Annotated in this window: 13 protein-coding genes; 3 read left to right on the forward strand and 10 right to left on the reverse strand. The window is 68.4% G+C overall.

What is annotated here, in order from left to right; genetic code table 11:
• The first annotated feature begins 64 nt into the window (after positions 1-64).
• The gene (gene purB / locus ACT3UN_RS08800; protein WP_301442138.1) at positions 65-1,495 is read left to right on the forward strand and encodes an adenylosuccinate lyase; all 1,431 of its coding nucleotides are present in this window, start codon (positions 65-67) and stop codon (positions 1,493-1,495) included.
• Here the strand turns inward: purB and ACT3UN_RS08805 are convergent.
• Positions 1,492-2,136: a LysE family translocator gene (locus ACT3UN_RS08805; RefSeq protein WP_301442139.1), complete on the reverse strand. Its 645-nt coding sequence runs from the start codon at positions 2,134-2,136 to the stop codon at positions 1,492-1,494. The genes purB and ACT3UN_RS08805 overlap by 4 nt on opposite strands.
• Positions 2,137-2,219: 83 nt before the next feature.
• Between ACT3UN_RS08805 and ACT3UN_RS08810 the strand changes: the two genes are divergently transcribed.
• Positions 2,220-2,678 carry an Lrp/AsnC family transcriptional regulator gene (locus tag ACT3UN_RS08810; protein ID WP_301442140.1) on the forward strand — a complete coding sequence of 153 codons (459 nt, stop codon included), beginning with the start codon at positions 2,220-2,222 and terminating at the stop codon, positions 2,676-2,678.
• Here the strand turns inward: ACT3UN_RS08810 and ACT3UN_RS08815 are convergent.
• The 9 genes from ACT3UN_RS08815 to ACT3UN_RS08855 all read right to left on the reverse strand — a co-directional run bounded on the left by ACT3UN_RS08815 (position 2,665) and on the right by ACT3UN_RS08855 (position 16,149).
• Positions 2,665-6,117, reverse strand: a complete 3,453-nt coding sequence (locus ACT3UN_RS08815; RefSeq protein WP_301442141.1) for a pyruvate carboxylase — start codon at positions 6,115-6,117, stop codon at positions 2,665-2,667. The two genes, ACT3UN_RS08810 and ACT3UN_RS08815, sit on opposite strands and share 14 nt — an antisense overlap.
• 176 nt (positions 6,118-6,293) lie before the next feature.
• Positions 6,294-7,454, reverse strand: coding sequence for a bifunctional 2-methylcitrate synthase/citrate synthase (locus ACT3UN_RS08820; RefSeq protein WP_301442970.1), 1,161 nt, complete (start codon positions 7,452-7,454; stop codon positions 6,294-6,296).
• A gap of 39 nt (positions 7,455-7,493) precedes the next feature.
• Positions 7,494-8,408, reverse strand: coding sequence for a methylisocitrate lyase (gene prpB, locus ACT3UN_RS08825; RefSeq protein ID WP_301442971.1), 915 nt, complete (start codon positions 8,406-8,408; stop codon positions 7,494-7,496).
• Positions 8,409-9,923: a 2-methylcitrate dehydratase PrpD gene (gene prpD / locus ACT3UN_RS08830; RefSeq protein ID WP_301442972.1), complete on the reverse strand. Its 1,515-nt coding sequence runs from the start codon at positions 9,921-9,923 to the stop codon at positions 8,409-8,411.
• Between the two features lie 214 nt (positions 9,924-10,137).
• Positions 10,138-10,875 (reverse strand): AAA family ATPase, encoded by a 738-nt coding sequence (locus ACT3UN_RS08835; RefSeq protein ID WP_301442973.1) that lies wholly within the window; start codon positions 10,873-10,875, stop codon positions 10,138-10,140.
• A gap of 100 nt (positions 10,876-10,975) precedes the next feature.
• Positions 10,976-12,655, reverse strand: a complete 1,680-nt coding sequence (locus ACT3UN_RS08840; RefSeq protein ID WP_301442974.1) for a dipeptide ABC transporter ATP-binding protein — start codon at positions 12,653-12,655, stop codon at positions 10,976-10,978.
• Positions 12,652-13,593 (reverse strand): ABC transporter permease, encoded by a 942-nt coding sequence (locus ACT3UN_RS08845; RefSeq protein ID WP_301442975.1) that lies wholly within the window; start codon positions 13,591-13,593, stop codon positions 12,652-12,654. The genes ACT3UN_RS08840 and ACT3UN_RS08845 overlap by 4 nt, the downstream gene beginning before the upstream one ends.
• Positions 13,586-14,512: an ABC transporter permease gene (locus ACT3UN_RS08850; RefSeq protein ID WP_301442978.1), complete on the reverse strand. Its 927-nt coding sequence runs from the start codon at positions 14,510-14,512 to the stop codon at positions 13,586-13,588. The genes ACT3UN_RS08845 and ACT3UN_RS08850 overlap by 8 nt, the downstream gene beginning before the upstream one ends.
• A gap of 2 nt (positions 14,513-14,514) precedes the next feature.
• A complete protein-coding gene (locus ACT3UN_RS08855; RefSeq protein WP_301442976.1) occupies positions 14,515-16,149 on the reverse strand; it encodes a peptide ABC transporter substrate-binding protein in 1,635 nt (544 codons plus the stop codon).
• A 168-nt stretch (positions 16,150-16,317) separates the two neighbouring features.
• Here ACT3UN_RS08855 and ACT3UN_RS08860 point away from each other — a divergent pair, with 168 nt between their 5' ends.
• Positions 16,318-17,217 (forward strand): phosphoribosylaminoimidazolesuccinocarboxamide synthase, encoded by a 900-nt coding sequence (locus ACT3UN_RS08860; protein ID WP_441579870.1) that lies wholly within the window; start codon positions 16,318-16,320, stop codon positions 17,215-17,217.
• The last annotated feature ends 1 nt before the right edge of the window (position 17,218 follow it).

Genomic DNA, 17,218 nt, shown 5'->3' on the forward strand with positions numbered 1-17,218 from the left:
GTTGCTCCGCGAGGGTGTGGTTGCGGCGTCTCTTCCGCACCGCGGGTGTGGGATACTGGTTGCCGTGGCTGACAAAAAGAAGATCTCGAATGTCCTGGCGAACCGCTACGCCTCCGCTGAACTCACCGGCATCTGGAGCCCGGAGGACAAGATCCTCATGGAACGCCGCCTGTGGATCGCGGTGATGAAGGCGCAGAAGAACCTCGGTGTCGACATCGACGGTGCGGCGATCGCCGACTACGAGCGGGTCATCGGCACCATCGACCTGGCGTCCATCGCCGAGCGGGAGAAGGTCACCCGCCACGACGTGAAGGCACGCATCGAGGAGTTCAACGCCCTGGCCGGGCACGAGGACATCCACAAGGGCATGACCAGCCGGGACCTCACCGAGAACGTCGAACAGCTGCAGATCCACCGGTCGCTGACCATCGCCCGCGACAAGGCCATCGCCGTGCTCGCGCAGATCGGACGTCACGCAGGCGCCTACAAGTCCCTGGTCATGGCCGGACGCTCGCACAACGTCGCGGCGCAGGCCACCACGCTGGGCAAGCGCTTCGCCTCCGCCGCCGACGAGCTCATGGTCGGCATCGAGCGCATCGAGAACCTGCTGGACCGTTACCCGCTGCGCGGCGTGAAGGGCCCGATGGGCACCAGCCAGGACATGCTCGACCTGCTCGGCGGGGACGCCGCCAAGCTGGCGGCCCTGGAACGCACCATCGCCGACGAGCTCGGCTTCGCCCGCATCTTCGACTCCGTCGGCCAGGTCTACCCCCGCTCCCTCGACTTCGACGCCCTCTCCGCCCTGGTGGAGCTGGGTGCCTCGATGTCGTCGCTGTCGATGACGATCCGTCTGATGGCCGGCAACGAGACCGTCACGGAGGGCTTCAAGGAGGGGCAGGTCGGATCCTCGGCGATGCCGCACAAGATGAACGCGCGCTCGTGTGAGCGAGTCGGCGGCCTGCAGATTATCCTGCGCGGCTACATGACGATGGCCTCCGACCTCGCCGGCTCGCAGTGGAACGAGGGCGACGTGTTCTGCTCGGTGGTGCGCCGCGTGGCTCTGCCGGACGCCTTCTTCGCCTTCGACGGCATGTGCGAGACCTTCCTCACCGTCCTCGACGAGTTCGGCGCCTTCCCCGCGATGATCGACCGTGAGCTGGAGCGTTACCTGCCGTTCCTGGCCACGACCCGCATCCTCATGGCCGCCGTCCGTGCCGGCGTGGGTCGCGAGACCGCCCACGAGGTCATCAAGGAGAACGCGGTGGCCGTGGCGCTGAACATGCGCGAGAACGGTGGAGACCAGGATCTGGTCCAGCGTCTCGCCGCCGATGCGCGTCTGCCGTTGGACGAGGACGCGTTGGACGCTGCGCTCGCCGACCGGCACGCCTTCATCGGCGCGGCCGAGGACCAGGTCGCCCGCGTTCTTGCCCGGGTCAACGCGCTGGTGTCGGCCCACCCGACCGCCGCGGCGTACCGGCCGGACGAGATCCTCTAGAGCGCGAGAACGTCGAGCAGCAGCCACGCCCCGAAGCCGGTGAGCAGGATCCCGGAGAACGCCGTCACCACGGTGTTCAGGCGGGGCCGCCCGGTGAGCACGCTGCGTGCGAAGACCGCCACGATGAAGTAGACCACCAGCACCTCGGCGATGAAGATGCTCCCGAGCAGCCCGGTCTGTGCCGCGGAATTCCATCCGTCCGGCGTGAGGTACTGGGGCAGGAGGGCGAGCAGCAGCATCATCGCCTTCGGGTTGATGCCGCTGACTCCCATGCCGCGCAGGTACAGGCTCAGGTCGGTGGTACCGGCGGAGGACGCGGGGGACGCCCCGCCCGGGGCGTCCGTCACTGCGCTGCCGCCGGCGCGCAGGCTCAGCAGCGTGCTCACACCCAGGTAGGTGATGTAGCAGGCGCCGACGAGGGTGAGCACGCTGAGGACGTCCGGATGCGAGGACACCAGCGCGCCGACGCCCACGGCGACGACGGCGACGAGCAGGACGTAGCCGCTGGCGAGCCCGAGTACGGGCGGGGCCACCGACTTACCGCGGGGGCCGGCGCTGATGACGTAGGCCCAGTCCGCACCGGGCATCATCGTCAGGAGGGCGGCGGTGGCGGCGAACTGCAGGACTAGTGAGGCTTCCATGTGGTGAAAGCTTATTGCAGGTCGGCTGAAATGTGTTTCGAAGTTTCGGCGTTCAACCGCGCTGCTGTGGGATAATCTTCGGCATGGATGCCGTAGACCGAAAAATTATCTCATTGCTTCAGCAGGACGGGAGGATGAGCGTCACCGACCTCGCCGAGCAGGCGCGGTTGAGTGTGTCGACCTGCCACCGTCGCCTGCGCGACCTGGAGGGCAGCGGGGTGATCCGCGGCTACCACGCCGCGGTCGACCCGGAAGCCCTCGGACTGACCTTCGAGGCGCTGGTCATGGTGACGATGGGGCGGACGGACCAGGCCACGGTCGCCGCCTTCGAGGAGGCCGTCGCGCGCGAACCGGCCATCGTCTCCGTGGAACGGTTGTTCGGGGAGACCGACTTCATCCTGCGTACGCTCACCCGGGACCTCGCCGGCTACCAGGAGCTCTACGACGCGGTGCTCGGCACCCTCCCGGGTGTCGAGCGGTTGAACTCCACCATGGTGATGAAGCGCGTCGTGGACGGGACCAGGGGTCCTACTCCACGGTGACGAGGAGGTCGCCGCCCTCGACCTTCGTCGGCTGGCTCATCACCACGCGGGTGACCTTGCCGGCCACCGGGGCGGTGATCGTGGCCTCCATCTTCATCGCCTCGATCACCGCGACCGCGTCGCCGGCCTCCACCGAGTCGCCGACGGAGGCGTTGACGGTGACCACACCGGCGAAGGGTGCGGCGACGTGGCCGTCGACGCTCGGGTCGGCCTTCTCCGCGGCGGCGGTGACCGACTCCACCGAGCGGTCACGCACCCGCATCGGACGGATCTGCCCGTTGACGGTGCACACCACCTGGCGCATGCCCTTGTCGTCGGGCTCGCCGACGGCGTCGAGGCGCACCACCATCGGCGGATTGTTGTTGATGCGCACCACGGTCTCCTCGCCCTCGACGAGGCCGTAGAGGAACTGGCGGTCGGTGAGGATCGACACGTCACCGAAGGTGCGCTTGTGCTCGGCGAAGCCCTTGGCCTCCTTGGTGAACAGCAGGCGGCTCAGCGCGCCACGGCGCTGGTCGGACGTCCCGGCGTCGAGCAGTGCGGCCTCGTCGTCGGGCACCTCGACGGTGCGTGAGGCGGTGTCGCCGCGTCCCTCCAGCGCGCGGGTACGCAGCGGTTCGGGCCACCCGCCGGGCGGGGTGCCCAGCTCGCCGCGCAGGAAGGCGATCACGGAGGCGGGGATGTCGTAGCGCTGCGGGTCGGCGGCGAAGTCGGCCACCGACACCCCGGCACCGACGAGGTGCAGGGCCAGGTCGCCGACGACCTTGGACGAGGGGGTGACCTTGGTGGGCCGGCCGAGCAGGTCGTTGACCTCGGCGTAGGCGTCCTCGATGAGTTCGAAGCGATCGCCCAGGCCCAGCGCGGTTGCCTGGGTGCGCAGGTTGGACAGCTGACCGCCGGGGATCTCGTGGGTGTACACCCGTCCGGTCGGGCCGGCGAGTCCGGACTCGAAGGGGGCGTAGACCGCGCGCACGGCTTCCCAGTAGGGCTCCAGCGAGTTCACCGCGTCCAGCGAGATGCCGGTGTCGCGCGGGGAGTGGGCCATCGCCGCGACGATCGCCGACAGGGAGGGCTGTGAGGTGGTGCCGGCCATGGAGGCGGCGGCACCGTCGACGGCGTCGACGCCGGCGTGGGCGGCGGCGAGGTAGGTCGCCAGCTGGCCACCGGCGGTGTCGTGGGTGTGGAGGTGCACCGGCAGGTCGAAGTTCTTGCGCAGCGCGGTGACCAGGGTGTGCGCGGCGGTGGGGCGCAGCAGCCCGGCCATGTCCTTGATCGCCAGCACGTGTGCGCCGGAGTCCACGATCTTCTCGGCCAGGCGCAGGTAGTAGTCCAGGGTGTAGAGGTCCTCGGACGGGTCGGCGAGGTCACCGGAGTAGGCCATGGCGACCTCGGCGACGGCGGTGTCCGTGTCCAGGACCGCGTCGATGGCGGTGCGCATCTGGTCGATGTCGTTGAGCGCGTCGAAGATGCGGAAGATGTCCACCCCGCCAGCGGCGGCCTCGGCGACGAAGGAGCGGCACACCGAGTCCGGGTAGGGGGTGTAGCCCACGGTGTTGCGCCCGCGCAGCAGCATCTGGATGTTGGTGTTGGGCATCGCGGCGCGCAGCTTGTCGAGGCGTTCCCAGGGGTCCTCGTGCAGGAACTGCATCGCCACGTCGAAGGTGGCCCCGCCCCAGGCCTCCACACTGAGCAGTTCGGGGGTCAGCTGGGCGACGGCCTCGGCGGCGTCGACCAGCGGGTTGGTGCGCACCCGGGTGGCCAGCAGCGACTGGTGGGCGTCGCGGAAGGTGGTGTCGGTGACACCCAGGGCGTCGGCGTCGCGCAGCTGGCGGGCGAAGCCGGTGGGGCCGAGCTCGAGCAGCCGGTCGCGCGAGCCGGTCGGCAGGGCGATCTCAGAGTCGTTGCCGTTGCCGGTGGCGGTGGTGAGTTCGGGCAGCTTGCGGCGGGGCACGACCTCGGTCGGACGCGGCCCGTTGGGCTGGTTCACGGTGACGTCGGCGAGGTAGTCCAGGAGGCGTCCGGCCTCGTCGTCGGCCGGCGGGGCGGTGAGCAGGTGCGGGTGCTCGGCGATGAAGGACGTGGCGATGCGGTGGTGGCGGAAGTCGTCCTCACGCAGGAGCGCGCGCAGGAAGCCGATGTTGGTGGCCACCCCGGAGACGGTGAACTCCGCCAGGGCGCGCTGGGCGCGTGCCACGGCCTGGGCGAAGTCGGCTCCGCGGCAGGTCATCTTCACCAGCATCGAGTCGAAGTGCGCGGAGATCTCGCCGCCCAGTGAGGCCGCGCCGTCGAGGCGCACCCCGGCGCCGCCCGGGGAGCGGTAGGCGGTGATGGTGCCGGTGTCGGGCCGGAAACCGTTGGACGGGTCCTCGGTGGTGATGCGGCACTGCAGTGCCGCCCCGCGGGTGACGATGTCCTCCTGGCGCAGGCCCAGGTCTTCCAGGGTCGCGCCGGCGGCGATCTGGATCTGGGACTTGACCAGGTCGATCTGGGTGACTTCCTCGGTGACGGTGTGCTCGACCTGGATGCGCGGGTTCATCTCGATGAACACGTGGTTGCCGGCCTCGTCGACGAGGAACTCCACGGTGCCGGCACCGCGGTAGTTGATCGACTCGCAGAAACGTACGGCGTCGGCGCAGATCTTCTCGCGCAGCGCCGGGTCCAGGTGCTGGGCCGGGGCGATCTCGACGACCTTCTGGTGGCGACGCTGCAGCGAGCAGTCACGCTCGTAGAGGTGCACCACGTTGCCGGTGCCGTCGCCGAGGATCTGGACCTCGATGTGCTGCGGGTTGATCACGGCGCGTTCGATGTAGACCCGGGCGTCGCCGAAGGCGGCCTCGGCCTCGCGTGAGGCCTCGGCGGCGCGGTCGGCGAGCTCGTCGGGGGAGCCGACGAAGCGCATGCCGCGTCCTCCACCGCCGGCGACGGCCTTGACGAACAGCGGGTAGGTGCGGCCCTCGGCGAAGGAGACGAGTTCGTCGATGTCGGCGCTGGGTGCGGAGTCGTCGAGGATCGGCAGGCCGGCCTTCTCGGCGGCCTCCACGGCGGCGGACTTGTCGCCGGTGAGGTCGAGGGTCTCGGGGTCCGGGCCGATGAAGGTCAGGCCGGCCTCGGCGGCGCGGCGGGCGAGGGTGGCGTTCTCGGAGAGGAAACCGTAGCCGGGGTAGATCGCGTCGGCGCCGGTGTCGAGGGCGGCGCGGATGACTTCGTCGATGTTGAGGTAGGCCTTGACCGGTGAGTCGTCGGTGCCGATGCGCACCGCTTCGGAGGCGAAGGAGCGGTGGAAGGAGTTCCGGTCCTCGCGGGGGTAGACCGCCACGGTGGTGGCGCCGGTCTCGAATGCGGCGCGGAAGGCACGCACCGCGATCTCGCCGCGGTTGGCGACGAGGATCTTGGAGAACGAGTGCGGGCTGGCGTCGGCGAGGGTCGTGGAGTCGGCCATGTGAGGCGTCCTTTCCGAAGGGGGCTGGTGGGGCAAGTCGGTACTGTGTGGTCAGACCAGACCTAAAGAATACTGGTGATCTACGCCACTGTCGAGAGGGCAGGGGGAGTACGCGACGCGCCCGCGGCGACGGTGGGGACCGTCGGCGCGGGCGCGTGCGGGAGGCGGAGAGCAGGTCAGGCGCGGATGTTCTCCTCGACCGAGCGCTGCTGTTCGCCGTCGTAGGCACTGAGCGGACGGATCAGGGCGTTGGACTCGTTCTGCTCCACGATGTGGGCGGTCCAGCCGACGACCCGGGCCATCACGAAGATGGGCGTGAAGAACGGGATGTCGATGCCGAGCATGTAGTAGGTCGGCCCGGCGGGGAAGTCCAGGTTCGGCAGGATGCCGGTGCGCTTCTCCATCGCGGCCTGCATGTTGTCGTACATCTGGACCCACTTGTCACCGTCGTGGTTCGCGGCGGTGCGGCGCATCGCAGCCTCCATCGACGGCACACGCGAGTCACCCTTCTTGTACACGCGGTGGCCGAAGCCCATGATCTTCTGCTTGTTGTCGGCCTTGTCCAGCACCCACGCCTCGGCCTCCGCGGGGTCGTCGACCTCGAGGAAGTTGTGCATCACGGCCTCGTTCGCCCCACCGTGCAGCGCGCCCTTGAGCGCGCCGATGGCACCGGTGACCGCGGAGTAGACGTCCGCGGTGGTGGAGGTGATCACCCGTCCGGTGAAGGTGGAGGCGTTGAAGGAGTGCTCCGCGTACAGGATCAGCGACTGGTCGAACGCCTTGACGTCGTCCATGTTGTTGGCCGGGGAGTCCGGCCCGTCGCCGAAGCACATGTACAGGAAGTTCGACGCGATCCCACGGGTCCGCGACGGCGGGATGAACTCCAGGCCGCGACGCCGGCGCATGTCGTAGGCGATGATCGCCGGCAGCTTCGCCAGCAGGCTCACCCCGGTGCGGCGCACCGTGTCGGAACTGTTGTCCTCGTTGGTCACGTCCTGCGTGCCCAGCCAGCTCACCGCCGTGCGGACGACGTCCATGGGGTGGGCGGTCTTCGGCAGGGAGGCGATGAGGTCCAGCAGGCCACGGGTGACCGGACGCAGGGCGCGCTCGCGCTGCCCGAACTCCTGGTACTCGCGCCAGGTCGGCAGCTCCTTGTTCCACAGCAGGTAGGCGACGTCCTCGAAGCTGCAGTGCTCCACGAGCTCCTGGACGGGGTAGCCGCGGTACGTCAGGGAGTTGGTCTCCGGGACGACCTTGGACACGGCGGTGTAGTCGACGACCACACCGTTGAGGCCCTTGCGGATCTCCTGGGTGGTGTCTGCGTTCTTCTCGCTCATCGGGAAAGTCCTTTCGGGTGGTGCGGTGGTGGGGTGGTGTCAGGCCTCGTCGGGACGGGTGTAGGTGAACACGTCGTTGTCGAAGGCGTTGTACTCCTCGTAGCGCAGCAGTTCGTACAGGCGGGAGCGGTGCTGCATCCGGTCGACCCAGTCGGCCTGGGTGCCGGTCTCGGCGATGTCGGACAGGGCGGCCTCGACCTGCCCCATCGCGATGCGCAGCGTGGTGACCGGGTAGATCACCGCGTTGTAGCCGATGTCCTGCAACGTCTGTGCGCTGAGCAGCTCGGTCTTGCCGAACTCGGTCATGTTCGCCAGCAGGGGGGTGTCGACCGCGGCGCGGAACTTCTCGAAGTCCGCCGGGGTGTGCAGCGCCTCGGTGAAGATGAGGTCGGCACCGGCGTCGGCGTAGGCCTTCGCCCGCTCGATGGCGGAGTCGATGCCCTCGACACCGGCGGCGTCGGTCCGCGCACAGATCACGAAGGAGTCGTCGCGACGCTCGTTGACCGCGGCGGTGATCCGGCGCAGCATCAGTTCGGTCGGCACGACCTCCTTGCCGTCGAGGTGACCGCAGCGCTTGGGGTTGACCTGGTCCTCCAGGTGGCAGCCGGCGACGCCGGCGTCCTCCAGCTCGCTGACGGTGCGGGCGGCGGACATCGGCTCGCCGAAGCCGGTGTCGGCGTCCACCAGGACGGGCAGGTCGGTGGAGCGGGCGATCTGGCGGGAGCGTCCGGCGACCTCGGTCAGCGTCGTCAGGCCGATGTCCGGCAGCGCCAGGTCAGCGGCGACGACCGCGCCGGAGACGTACACGCCGTCGAGGCCGGCTTCCTGGATCGCACGGGCCACCAGCGGGGAGAACGCCCCGGGGATGCGCTGGATCGTGCCGGACGTCAGCCCCGCCCGGAACTTCTCCCGACGCTCGGTGGGGGTGACGTTGCTCGAGAACAGGCCCGGCACCTAGAACAGCCCCTCGGTGATCTTCGGCGCGCGGGCGAGCACGTCCTCGGAGAAGGTGACGGTGAGCTGGTTGAGGTCACCGGCGCCGAGCTCCAGGGTGTTCGTCGCGGCCTCGAGGAAGCGGTCCTGCTCCTTCTCGTCGACCAGGCCCTCGGCCAGGGTGCGGAACTTGCCGATGTACTGCTCACGGGTGAACGGGTGAGCACCCAGCGGGTGGGCGTCGGCGACGGCCAGCTCGTCCTCCAGGACGCTGCCGTCCTTCAGGGTGATCACGGCCTTCGCACCGAAGGCCTTCTCGGCCGGGTCGGTGGAGTGGTAGCGGCGCGTCCACTCCGGGTCCTCCACGGTGGAGATCTTGTTCCACAGCTCGATGGTCTCGGCGCGGCGCGCGCGCTCCGGGGAGTAGCTGTGCTCGTGGTGCCAGTCGCCGTCCTCCAGCGCCACGGCGAAGATGTACATCACCGAGTGGTCGAGGGTCTCGCGGGAAGCGTCCGGGTCGAACTTCTGCGGGTCGTTCGCACCGGTGCCGATCACGTAGTGGGTGTGGTGGCTGGTGTGCAGGACGATGGACTCGACCTGCGACGGGTCCACGCCCTGCTCGCGCAGCTGCGCGCCCATGCGGCGGGCCAGGTCGATCGGCGCCTGGGACTGGTACTCCGCGGAGTGCTGCTTGGTGTAGGTGTCCAGGATGCCGCGCTTCTCCTCGCCGGCGCCGGGCAGCGGCACGGTGTAGTCGGCGTCCTTGCCGTCCAGCATCCAGGCGATGAAGCCGTCCTCGCCCTCCCAGATGGGGGACGGGGCACCCTCGCCGCGCATCGCACGGTCGACGGACTCGATGGCCATCTTGCCGGCGAAGGCCGGGGCGAAGGCCTTCCAGGAGCTGATCAGGCCCTTGCGGGACTGACGGGTGGCGGTGGTGGTGTGCAGCGCCTGGCCGATGGCCTGGTAGATCGTCTCGGTGTCGAGCTTCAGCAGCGTGCCGATACCCGCGGCCACGGACGGGCCGAGGTGGGCGACGTGGTCGATCTTGTGCTCGTGCAGGCAGATGCCCTTGACCAGGTCGACCTGGATCTCGTAGCCGGTGACGATGCCGCGCACCAGCTCCGCACCGGACAGGCCCTTGTGCTGGGCCGTGGCCAGGATCGGCGGGATGTTGTCGCCCGGGTGGGAGTACTCCGCGGCGAGGAAGGTGTCGTGGAAGTCCAGCTCACGCACCGCGGTGCCGTTGGCCAGGGCCGCCCACTCCGGGGAGTAGGTGCCGGGCACGCCGAAGACGGTGGAGCCGGGGGAGTAGGGGTGGCTCAGCGCCTGGGAGCGCGCGGTCGACGGCGGGCGACGCAGCACGGAGGCCACGGCGACGGAGGCGTTGTCGATGATGCGGTTGACCGCCATGTCGGCGGAGTCCTGCGGGACGGCCACCGGGTCGGCCGCGACTTCGGCGACCTTCCAGGCCAGGTGCTCCTTCTTCGGGAACTCTTCAGCGGAAGGGTGGACGCGGACGGTGTGCTTCTCCACGGGGTGGGGCTCCTAGAGGCTCTCGGTGTGAGACGTGCCGACCGACCCAGGGCGTGCTGTGACTGCCGACACATCGTTTCCGCGTCCACTATGCCATCGGAGTCCGGGGTAAATGTTCTGTTTCGGAAAGGGTGCTCCGCGTGCGTTCCTCCGCCACCCCCGGCGTTGTCCGGTACCTCACCGGATACCGGCGGTGGCGGGGGGAGGGGGCGGATCAGGAGAGGTGGCGTAGGTAGCTGTCCGGGTCGCCGAGGAACCGGCGCCAGCTCTGCACCAGCGCCAGATCGTCGTAGTCGCGGCGGTGCAGGCCGGTCTCGTCGAGTTCGAGGATCATCGCCCCGGGGGCGGACGCCAGCAGCGGCGAGTGGGTCGCCATGATCACCTGGGAACCGCGTTCGAGCAGGTCGGCGATCTGGGCCAGGAGCAGCAGGCACCCGTTGAAGGAGAGCGCGGATTCCGCCTCGTCGAAGACCCAGAGTCCCCGCATCCCCGCGCGTTCGGTGACGAACTCTACGAAGGACTCCCCGTGGCTCTGGAAGTTGAACTGGTCCGGGCGTCCCGAGTCTAGGGAGATGCCGTCGAGATAGGCCAGGTGGCCGTGCATCGTCTCGGCGCGCAGGAAGACCCCGTTCTTCGGTGCGCCGCCCTCACGGATGAGCTTCATGTTCTCCGCGAGCCCGGACTCGGTGCGCTGCGTGTGGTGCATCGAGTTGTGCGTGCCGCCCTCCGGGTTGAGGCCGTACGCCTCGGCGATGGCCTCGACCAGGGTGGATTTACCGGAACCGTTCTCGCCCACCAGGACGGTGAGCTGCGGCAGGTCCAGTCCGTTGTCCAGTACCTCACGTACCGCCGGGATGTCCGCCGGCCAGGCGTTCCTCGGGGCGGGGTTGATCCCGAGCTCCTCGATCCGACGCACGGGCAGCGGGGCGGGACGCTGCGGGTAGTAGACCATGGCCTCCAGCCTAGCGACACGAAACCCCACGGGATTGTCGGTCCAGGCTCCCTGGACCAACAACCGCGAGGGGTTTCAGAGCGCTTCAGGGGGTTTCAGATCACCCCTGGTGCAGGGGGATCGACCCACCGGGGATCGAGTCGAGCAGCCGACGGGTGTACTCCTCCTGCGGGTGGTCGAAGAGGTCGTCGGTCTCGCCGCGCTCCACGATCCTGCCGTGCTGCATCACCAGCGTCTCGTCGGCGATCTGCTTGACCACCGCGAGGTCGTGGGTGATGAACAGGTAGGTCAGGCCCATGTCGCGCTGCAGCTGGTTGAGCAGGTCCAGGACCTGCGACTGCACCAGCACGTCCAGGGCGCTGACCGCCTCGTCGAGGATCAGGGCCTCCGGGCCCAACGCCATGGCGCGGGCGATGGCCACGCGCTGGCGCTGACCGCCGGAGAGTTCGCCGGGGAACCGCGACATCATCGACTGCGGCATCGCCACCAGGTCGAGGAGTTCGCGCACGCGCTTCTCGCGGTCCTTCTTCGACCCCACACCGTGGATCTTCAGCGGCTCGGCGATGGTGTTGAACACCGAGTACATCGGGTCGACCGAACCGTAGGGGTTCTGGAACACCGGCTGGACACGGCGCCGGAACTCCAGTTCGGACCTGCGGTCCAGGTCGGTGACGTCCGTGCCGTCGAAGGTGACGGTGCCGGAGGTGGGCTTGAGCAGCCCGAGCACCATCTGGGCCACGGTGGACTTGCCGGAGCCGGACTCACCGACCAGCGCCAGGGTGCGTCCGCGGCGCAGGAAGAAGTTGATGTCGTCCGCGGCGGTGAAGTCCTCCTTGCGCCACGGCTTGTCGCCGGGCACCTGGAAGACCTTGCTGAGCTTGTCGACGGTGATCAGCGGGTTCTCGTCCTTCGTTCCGGACGCATCGGCGCCGTCTGCGCCGCCGCTGGCGTCGGACGGCTCGGCGACCTGCACCTCGCTGCGGCGCGCACCGATCGACGGTGCCGCGGCGACGAGCTTGCGGGTGTAGGGGTGGTGCGGGTCCTGCAGGATCTCCAGTGCCGGACCGGACTCCACCACGTGGCCCTGGCTCATCACCACGATGCGGTCGGCACGCTCGGCGGCCAGGCCCAGGTCGTGGGTGATCAGCAGCACGGCGGTGCCGAGCTCCTCGGTCAGACCCTGCAGGTGGTCGAGGATCTGGCGCTGCACGGTCACGTCCAGGGCGGACGTGGGCTCGTCTGCGATCAGCAGGGACGGACGCGCCGCCAGACCGCAGGCGATCAGCGCGCGCTGGCGCATGCCGCCGGAGTACTGGTGCGGGTACTGGCTGATGCGCCGTTCGGCGTCGTCCAGCCCGGCCTCGCCGAGCAGCTCCACGGCGCGGGTGTGCGCGGCGGAACCGGTGGCGATGTTATTGGCCTTCAGCGCCTCCTTGACGTGGTGGCCGATGGTCCACACCGGGTTGAGGTTGCTCATCGGGTCCTGGGGGACCAGGCCGATGTGGTCGCCGCGCAGTTCGGTGAAGCGTTTCGGGCTGGCGTGGGTGATGTCCTCGCCCTCGAAGGTGATGGTGCCGGCGGTGACGTGCCCGTCTCCGGGCATCAGGCCCATGATGCTCATGGCGCTGGTGGACTTGCCGGAGCCGGACTCGCCGACCACGGCCACGGTCTCACCGGGGAAGATGTCCAGGTCGAAGCCGAAGACGGTGGGTTTCGGGTCCTTGGTGCTGCCGAAGGCGATGTCGACACCGCGCATGGACAGCAGGGGTTGGTCGCTCATCGGGTGCGCTCCTTCGGGTCGAGGGCGTCTTTGAGGGTGTCGCCCAGCAGGATGAAACCGAGGACGGTGATCGCGAGGGCACCGGCCGGGTAGAACAGGATCTCCGGGGACAGACGCAGGACGTCCTGCGCGGTCGAGATGTCGTTGCCCCAGGACACGGTGTCCGGCGGCAGGCCGACGCCGAGGTAGGACAACGTCGCCTCGGCGACGATGTAGATGCCCAGGTTGGTGGTCATCATCACGATGATCGGGGCGAGGCAGTTCGGCAGGATGTGGCGCACGAGGATCGCGCCGCGGGTCAGGCCCAGGGCGCGGGACGCCTGCACGTACTCGTTGTTCTTGGCCTGCAGCACCGCGCCGCGGACCATGCGGGCCATCTGCGGCCAACCGAAGGCGGAGAGCACCAGCACCACGGTCCACACGTTGCGCACCTCGAAGAGCTGCATCAGCACGATGGCGGCGAGCAGCAGCGGCACGGCGAAGAAGATGTCGGTCAGGCGCGACAGCACGGCGTCGATCCAGCCGCCGAAGTAGCCGGCGAGGGCGCCGACCACCACGCCGAGAAGGGCGACGATGAGGGTGGTCACCAGGCCGGTGACCACGGACGCCTGGGCACCGTAGATGGTGCGGGCGAAGACGTCGTAGCCCTGCTGGGTGAAGCCGAAGGGGTGCCCCTCACGCGCGGGTTCGAGGGAGTCCTCGAGGTTGGCGGTCATCGGGTCGGTGGAGGTGAACAGCCCGGGGAAGACGGTGACGAGCAGGACGGCGAGGATGATCACCGTGGAGATCCAGAACATCGGACGGCGCCTCAGGTTGCGCCAGGCCGTGCCCCAGAAGCCCGCCGGGGCGTCCTCCGGGAGGAGCTGGTCCCGGGTCAGGACGTCCTCCGTGGCGACCTCGGCGACCCAGCGTTCATTGCGGTTGTGGATGTCAGGCATATCGGATCCTCGGGTCGAGCAGGGCGTAGAGCAGGTCGATGATCAGGTTGGCCACCACGAAGATGACCACCAGGATCGTCACGACACTGACCACGGTGGGGGCCTCACCGATGCTGACGGACTGGAAGATCAGTCCGCCGACACCGTGGATGTTGAAGATGCCCTCGGTGACGATCGCCCCGCCCATCAGGACGGCGAGGTCGGCTCCGAGGAAGGTCACGACGGGGACCAGCGAGTTGCGCAGGACGTGGTCACGCACGACGACGCCGCGGGAGAGCCCGCGGGCCGAGGCGGTGCGCACGAAGTCGGCGCGCAGGTTCTGCGCCACCTCGGAGCGGGTCAACCGCAGGACGTAGGCGAAGGACACCATGCCCAGCACGATCGCCGGCAGCAGCAGACGGCTGAACGAGCCGTCCGAACCCACGGTCGGTGGGACCACGCCCCACTTGATGCCGAAGAGGAACTGTCCGACGAAGCCGATGACGAAGGTCGGCACGGCGATGATGAACAGGGACACGACCAGCAGGGTCGAGTCGAACCAGGAGCCCTTGCGCAGTCCGGCGATCAGGCCGAAGACGATGCCCATGACCGCCTCGATGACCAGGGCCATCAGTGCCAGCCGGATGGTGATTGGGAAGGTCTCGGCGAGGACCTCGGTGACGGCACGTCCGGAGAACGTGGTGCCCATGTCACCGGTGAAGAAGCCGCCGATGAAGAGGAAGTACTGGACCAGGAAGGGCTTGTCCAGGTTGTAGTCGGCGCGGATCTGGTCGAGGACGGCCGGTTCGGCGGCCTTGTCGCCGGCCAGCGCGAGCACCGGGTCGCCCGGCATGAGGAAGACCATCGCGTAGATGAGGAACGTGGCCCCGAAGAAGACGGGGATGAGCTGGAGCAGGCGTTTACCGAGGTACCACCACACGGTCACTCACCGTCCTTCGTGATGTCGGTGTAGACGGGCATTCCCTGCCAGTTCGTCTGCACGCCGTGCAGGTCAGGGTTCCACGCCGTGGTCGCGGAGTAGTACCAGAGCGGGATCTGGGGGAGGTCCTGCATGAGGACGGCCTGCGCCTGGTCGTAGTAGGGCTGGGCCGCGGTGGAGTCCGGGGAGGCGGACGCCTTGGCCAGCAGGTCGTCGAACTCCGGGTCGGAGTAGTCGCCGTCGTTCGAGCTGCCACCGGTGCGGTAGTTCGAGACGAGGAAGGACGAGATCGACGGGTAGTCGGCGTTCCAGCCGGCACGGAAAGCGGTGCCGACGGTGCGGTTCACGATCGCGTCGCGCTGGGCCTGGAAGGTGGGGTAGGCCTTGCCGGACGCCTTGATGCCCAGCACCTGCCGGATGCTGTTGGTCACGCCCTCGACCCACTGCTGGTGGCCGCCGTCGGCGTTGTAGGCGATCTGGAAGGTGTCGCCGCTGTAGGGGTTGATCTCGTTGGCCTGCTCCCAGAGTTCCCTCGCCTTCTCCGGCTGGTAGGTCAGGACCTCCTTGCCGGGGATGTCGGCGATGCCGCCCTCCAGGGTCGGGGCACCGAAGTCCTCGGCAACCTGGCGGCCGTCGAAGAAGAGCTTCTCGATGATCAGATCCCGGTCGATCGCCATGGAGATCGCCGCACGCCGCAGCCGGCCCTCCTCGTCGGTCTGGAAACCGGGGAGGTACTCGGGGATGGTGAAGTTCTGGATGGCGGCGTAGGGCGCGTCGTCGTTGCTGTCCGGGAAGTCCGCCCGGTAGCTGGGCATCGCCCGGGGACCGACGTTCTCACGCATGTGGTCCAGGTCGCCGGACTGCAGGTCGGCGTAGGCGGTGGCCACGTCGGAGTAGTGCTTGAAGGCGATGCCGGGGTTCTTCGCCTTGTTCTCCCCGGCGTAGGTCTCGTTGGCCTTCAGGGTGATGGACACGTTGTGCTGCCAGGCGCCGTCCCCGTCGAACTCGTAGGGCCCGTTGCCGATGGGGTGGTTGCCGAAGGCGTCCATGTCCTCGAAGGCCACCTGCGGCAGCGGGGCGAAGGCGATGTAGCCGAGCTGGGTGGGGAAGGAGGCGTCCGGTGCGGAGAGGTCGATGGTGAACTCGTGGTCGTTGACCTCGGTGAGCCCGGACATCTCCGTGGTGCTGGAGCCTTCCGCGGCAAGCTCGTCGTAGCCCTCGATGGCTGAGAAGAAGTCCGCGCCCAGCTGGGCGTTGGAGGAGTCCGCGCCGAAGTTCCAGGCGTCGATGAAACTGGCGGCGGTGACGGGTTCACCGTTGGAGAACTCCCAGCCGTCCTTCAGGGTCACGTGGAAGCTGGAGGAGTCCTCGTTGGGGTCGATCTCCTCGGCCACGGCGTTGTAGGGTTCGCCTTCCGGGCTGTAGGCGACGAGGCCGGTGTACATCATGCGTAGCACCTCACCGCCGTTGTTCTCGTTGGTGTTGGTCGTGAGCAGCGGATTCTGTGGTTCGCCGCCGAAGAACGTGATGTAGTCGGACGGGATGTCGTCCCGGTCCGGCACACACGCCGTCGTGGTGAGCACTAAAGCGAGCCCGGTGAGGGTCGCCGCCAGTGCCCGACGGGGTCGGATTCTCATGGATGGCACTTTCGTGAGGTGTACAGGAAACGTCAAGAAATGAATTCTAGTGAAACTGTGGCGTCTCGCATGGTGAAACAAAAATTTGTCACCTCCGGACCCACCCCGCCGCGGGCGCCACGGGGGCGCGTGGAGATTGACGGGGACGGGGGCTAGACTCTGCAGGCCATGCGACCTGACTTGTCCGACTACACCCACTTCTCCGCGGGGAAGGTCCGTGAGATCTACGAGATCGACGAGGACACCCTGCTCATGGTGGCCACCGACCGGATCTCCGCCTTCGACTTCGTGCTGGACACCCCCATCCCGGACAAGGGCCGGGTCCTCACCGCGATGAGCGACTTCTTCTTCGGACGGATCGACTTCCCGAACCACCTCGCCGGCGCCGCCGACGACGAGCGCATCCCGCAGAAGTCCCTGGGCCGCGCCCAGGTCTGCCGCAAGCTGGAGATGCTGCCCTTCGAGTGTGTGGTCCGTGGCTACCTCACCGGTTCAGGCCTGGCTGAATACAAGGACAACGGCACGGTCTGCGGAGTGGAACTGCCCGAGGGGCTGACCGAGGCGTCGAAGCTCCCCGAGCCGATCTTCACCCCCGCGACGAAGGCGGAGCTCGGCGACCACGACGAGAACGTCTCCTTCGACGTCGTCGTGGAGAGCCTCGGACGCGAGCGCGCCGAGGAGCTGCGCGACGCCTCGATCGAGATCTACACCCAGGCGTCCGGCATCGCCGCGGAGCACGGCATCATCCTGGCGGACACGAAGTTCGAGTTCGGTCTGGACGCCGCGGGCAACTTGGTGCTCGGTGACGAGGTCCTCACACCCGACTCCTCGCGCTACTGGCCGGCGGACACCTACGAGGAGGGCAAGGTCCAGCCCAGCTTCGACAAGCAGTACGTGCGCAACTGGCTCACCGGGCCGAAGTCCGGGTGGGACCGCAACGCCGGCACCCCGCCGCCGGAGCTGCCCGGCCCGGTCATCGAGGCCACCCGCGAACGCTACGTGGACGCCTACGAGCGCATCTCGGGGGAGCGCTTCGCCGACTGGATCGGCACCTGCACCGACCGCTGAG

Source organism: Corynebacterium sp. AOP12-C2-36 (assembly GCF_052379185.1).
GTDB lineage: Bacteria > Actinomycetota > Actinomycetes > Mycobacteriales > Mycobacteriaceae > Corynebacterium.